Annotated in this window: 1 protein-coding gene and 2 rRNA genes (1 of these 3 running past the window's edge); 1 reads left to right on the top strand and 2 read right to left on the bottom strand. The window is 53.1% G+C overall.

Annotated features, from left to right (window positions below):
- Positions 1-409: 409 nt before the first annotated feature.
- Positions 410-1867, top strand: coding sequence for a thioredoxin family protein (locus GHT07_RS19125; protein ID WP_194792991.1), 1458 nt, complete (start codon positions 410-412; stop codon positions 1865-1867).
- Between the two features lie 294 nt (positions 1868-2161).
- Here the strand turns inward: GHT07_RS19125 and rrf are convergent.
- Both rrf and GHT07_RS19135 read right to left on the bottom strand, forming a co-directional pair.
- Positions 2162-2274 (bottom strand): 5S ribosomal RNA (rrf, locus tag GHT07_RS19130).
- A gap of 134 nt (positions 2275-2408) precedes the next feature.
- A 23S ribosomal RNA gene (locus GHT07_RS19135) occupies positions 2409-5000 on the bottom strand (it continues 286 nt past the right edge of the window).

The raw sequence follows: 5000 nt of genomic DNA on the forward strand, positions 1-5000 counted from the left end.
GCTTCTGCCTGCCGCAGAAAACCGATGATCTGTTCCTCTGTGAATCTGCTCTTTTTCATGTCCGCCATTCTCCGGGTTGACGGACTTCGCCAAGTTCAGGTTGGCACGGCAGGGCGGGGGCAGGTCAGAGAAGACACCCTATTTTCGACTTGTGTTTGCGCGATACTTTGGCGAGACGGGGTTTTCAAATTGGATGCGGGCTCTTGCCTCGGGGCTTGTCCATTCGGGGGCTGCTGTCATAAGTGGTGATCGGATCTTGAACAACTGAACTGGAGTTCTCTGTATGCGCACTGGCTTTCGCCGCACAACTGGTGTCTATTTGTTGGCCCTTGGTGCCTTCGTTTACCTGAGTTCAGGTGTAGCACTTGCATCCGCCCCGACGCGCGCAGTAGGCGGTGTGGCTTGGCAGATGGCCGCATCAGACAATGAGGTGGACAGAGCGTTCGCGCTTGCCAAGCAATCCGGCAAGCCTGTTTTTCTCTATTGGGGCGCGGTCTGGTGTCCGCCGTGCAACCAGGTGAAAGCCACATTGTTCTCGCGTCCTGATTTTGTTGAGCGCTCTCGCGCCTTCATAGCTGTATATGTGGACGGCGATAGACCGGGTGCGCAGAAAGTTGCATCACGATTCAAGGTGCAAGGCTATCCGACCATGATTGTTTTTCGGGCGGATGGGACTGAGATTACTCGGCTACCCGGTGAGGTTGACCCGCAGCGATATCTGCTTACGTTGACAGCTGGCCTTGACGCCCAGGAACCGGTTCGGGAACTTGCGCGGCGAGCGGTATTGAAGCAGGCATTGACCGCTGAACAATGGCAACTGCTGGCCTACTACTCTTGGGATACCGATGAACAGCAACTGTTTTCCGACGCTGAGTTGCCCCAAAGACTTGCGGAGTTGGCTGCCGCTGCACCAGCTGATCGCCCACATGAAAGAGATCGATTGGCCCTTAAGGCACTCGCGGCGAGTGCGCGTGTTCTGTCGGCTAACCGGGATGGAACGGCGAGTGACTCGAACTATCGGCTTGTTAGTCGGATTTTGTCGGATCCGGTGGCTGTGCGAGAGCAGTTCGATATCTTGATAGGCAATGCGGAATCGATCATTCGGTATTTGGCTCCGGCGGGCGAAGCTCGGAGGGCTCTGGCGACGAAATGGGAAAGTGCGCTAGTCCAGTTGTTGTCCGGACCGCCACTCTCACGCTCGGATCATTTGGACTTGCTGGATTCTCGGGTGGGCATTTGGAAATTGATTGAGGGCAATGGCGTCTTGTCCGCTGAGCGTCGAAAGCAGGTGCTGATGGATACCTCGAAGATTGTGGCTGCGACCGCGGACAGATATGAGAGGCAGGCGGTGATCCCCAGCGCAGCGCACTTGTTGGCGTCGTCTGGGCTGTATATGGAGTCGGACAAGTTACTCCAATCTGAGCTTCCGCGAGCCGTGGCTCCCTACTATCACTTGCTAATGCTTGCGTCTAATGCGAAGAAGAGGGGGGAACCTGAGAGGGCACTTTCTTTGTACGAGCAGGCTTGGAAAAAATCAGAGGGGCCGGCTACCCGCATTCAATGGGGCACCGGGTACACCATACAAGTGATCGAACTGGCCCCCGGTGATACGGCGCGGGTCGAAACAGCTGCGTCTGCGGTGATATCTCAGCTTGAACCGCGAAGCGAAACTTTCTTTGAGAGAAATGAGCGATCGCTAAAGAAAATGGCAAAGTCACTCATCGCTTGGCAGGGTGCAGATCCAACACGAACCCGCGTGGTCGCTAAAGTGAAACTTCAGCTTGCTAAGATATGCAAGCGTCTGCCATCTGCCGACCGTGGTCGAGGTAACTGTGAAGTCGTATTCCAGGAACAAGCAACTTCGTGAGCACGTTTCGATAGCTACTTAGAAACAGATCTACCTCTTGAACCCAAGAGAAAGGCCTGATCTTTGCAGACCTGCTGGGATCGCGCTACAACATATTGCGATCTCATCAAGCCTCTTCGGAGGAACGGGCGAGCGCGGCATGAAATTAATGGATGCTCTTGAGCGGCCATTGCGGTGCACTCAGGCCAAGCTTGAGATAGAGCGGGTGGGCCACTTATTACGCATCACATCACGTTCAGACGATGAAAGACAAAAAGCCCCGTGATTTCTCACGGGGCTTTAGTCGCTATAAGAGCCTGACGATGTCCTACTTTCACACGGGAACCCGCACTATCATCGGCGCTGAGGCGTTTCACTGTCCTGTTCGGGATGGGAAGGAGTGGGACCACCTCGCTATGGTCATCAGGCATAACTTTTTGTCATCTTGACTGAATCAAGACAACCAATTCATAGAGCAAATCAGCTTCAATTTAGATTGCGTCAACTTGGCATAACACCCTGACAGCGATGGAGCCACCTCCAATGCGTCTATCAAAGTTATAGGGTCAAGCCGCACGAGCAATTAGTATCAGTTAGCTTAACGCATTACTGCGCTTCCACACCTGACCTATCAACGTCCTGGTCTTGAACGACTCTTTAGGGGGCTCAAGGCCCCGGCAGATCTCATCTTAGAACGAGTTTCCCGCTTAGATGCTTTCAGCGGTTATCTCTTCCGCACTTAGCTACTCGGCAATGCCACTGGCGTGACAACCGATACACCAGAGGTGCGTCCACTCCGGTCCTCTCGTACTAGGAGCAGGCTTCTTCAAATCTGCAGCGCCCACGGAAGATAGGGACCAAACTGTCTCACGACGTTTTAAACCCAGCTCACGTACCTCTTTAAATGGCGAACAGCCATACCCTTGGGACCGGCTACAGCCCCAGGATGAGATGAGCCGACATCGAGGTGCCAAACACCGCCGTCGATATGAACTCTTGGGCGGTATCAGCCTGTTATCCCCAGAGTACCTTTTATCCGTTGAGCGATGGCCCTTCCATACAGAACCACCGGATCACTATGTCCTGCTTTCGCATCTGCTCGACTTGTCAGTCTCGCAGTTAAGCACGCTTATGCCATTGCACTATCGTCACGATGTCCGACCGTAACTAGCGTACCTTCGAACTCCTCCGTTACGCTTTGGGAGGAGACCGCCCCAGTCAAACTGCCTACCATGCACTGTCCCCGACCCGGATAACGGGCCTAGGTTAGAACCTCAAACGCACCAGGGTGGTATTTCAACGTTGGCTCCACAAGATCTAGCGACCCTGCTTCAAAGCCTCCCACCTATCCTACACAGATCCGTTCAAAGTCCAATACAAAGCTACAGTAAAGGTTCATGGGGTCTTTCCGTCTTTCCGCGGGGAGATTGCATCATCACAAACATTTCAACTTCGCTGAGTCTCAGGAGGAGACAGTGTGGCCATCGTTACGCCATTCGTGCAGGTCGGAACTTACCCGACAAGGAATTTCGCTACCTTAGGACCGTTATAGTTACGGCCGCCGTTTACTGGGACTTCAATCAAGAGCTTGCACCCCATCATTTAATCTTCCAGCACCGGGCAGGCGTCACACCCTATACGTCCACTTTCGTGTTTGCAGAGTGCTGTGTTTTTATTAAACAGTCGCAGCCACCGATTTTTTGCAACCTCATTGGGCTCCAGGAGTAAATCCCTTCACCTACTAAAGGCACACCTTCTTCCGAAGTTACGGTGTCAATTTGCCGAGTTCCTTCTCCTGAGTTCTCTCAAGCGCCTTAGAATACTCATCTCGCGCACCAGTGTCGGTTTGCGGTACGGTCGTGTGTAGCTGGAGCTTAGTGGCTTTTCCTGGAAGCAGGGTATCACTCACTTCGACAGCAAGCTGCCTCGTTATCACCCCTCATCTAAGCCCGGCGGATTTACCTACCAGGCACGACTACAGGCTTGAACCAACATATCCAACAGTTGGCTGAGTTAACCTTCTCCGTCCCCACATCGCACTACACATCGGTACAGGAATATTGACCTGTTTCCCATCAGCTACGCATCTCTGCCTCGCCTTAGGGGCCGACTCACTCTACGCCGATGAACGTTGCGTAGAAAACCTTGCGCTTACGGCGAGGGGGCTTTTCACCCCCTTTAACGCTACTCATGTCAGCATTCGCACTTCTGATACCTCCAGTGCGCTTTACAACGCACCTTCACAGGCTTACAGAACGCTCTCCTACCACTTGCACTCGCGTGCAAATCCGCAGCTTCGGTAACTGGCTTAGCCCCGTTACATCTTCCGCGCAGGACGACTCGATCAGTGAGCTATTACGCTTTCTTTAAATGATGGCTGCTTCTAAGCCAACATCCTGACTGTTTTAGCCTTCCCACTTCGTTTCCCACTTAGCCAATTTTAGGGACCTTAGCTGGCGGTCTGGGTTGTTTCCCTCTTGAGTCCGGACGTTAGCACCCGGTGCTCTGTCTCCCAAGCTGTACTCATCGGTATTCGGAGTTTGCATAGGTTTGGTAAGTCGCCATGACCCCCTAGCCTAAACAGTGCTCTACCCCCGACGGTAATACTTGAGGCACTACCTAAATAGTTTTCGGAGAGAACCAGCTATTTCCAAGTTTGTTTAGCCTTTCACCCCTATCCACAGCTCATCCGCTAGTTTTGCAACACTAGTCGGTTCGGACCTCCAGTACCTGTTACGGCACCTTCATCCTGGCCATGGATAGATCACTTGGTTTCGGGTCTACACCCAGCGACTGGACGCCCTATTCGGACTCGGTTTCCCTGCGGCTACCCTATTCGGTTAACCTTGCCACTGAATGTAAGTCGCTGACCCATTATACAAAAGGTACGCAGTCACCCTTGCGGGCTCCTACTTTTTGTAAGCATGCGGTTTCAGGATCTATTTCACTCCCCTCCCGGGGTTCTTTTCGCCTTTCCCTCACGGTACTAGTTCACTATCGGTCGATTACGAGTATTTAGCCTTGGAGGATGGTCCCCCCATCTTCAGACAGGATTTCTCGTGTCCCGCCCTACTTGTCGCAAGCTTAGTACCACACAGGTCTTTTCACGTACGGGGCTATCACCCACTATGGCCAGCTTTTCCAAGCCGTTCCG

Origin of the sequence: Caenimonas koreensis DSM 17982 (assembly GCF_009646335.1) — a bacterium.
GTDB lineage: Bacteria > Pseudomonadota > Gammaproteobacteria > Burkholderiales > Burkholderiaceae_C > Ramlibacter > Ramlibacter koreensis.

Excerpts from the sequence above, each read along its gene's own strand:
- GHT07_RS19125 (WP_194792991.1), top strand. The coding sequence starts at position 410 with ATGGCCGCATCAGACAATGAGGTGGACAGAGCGTTCGCGCTTGCCAAG.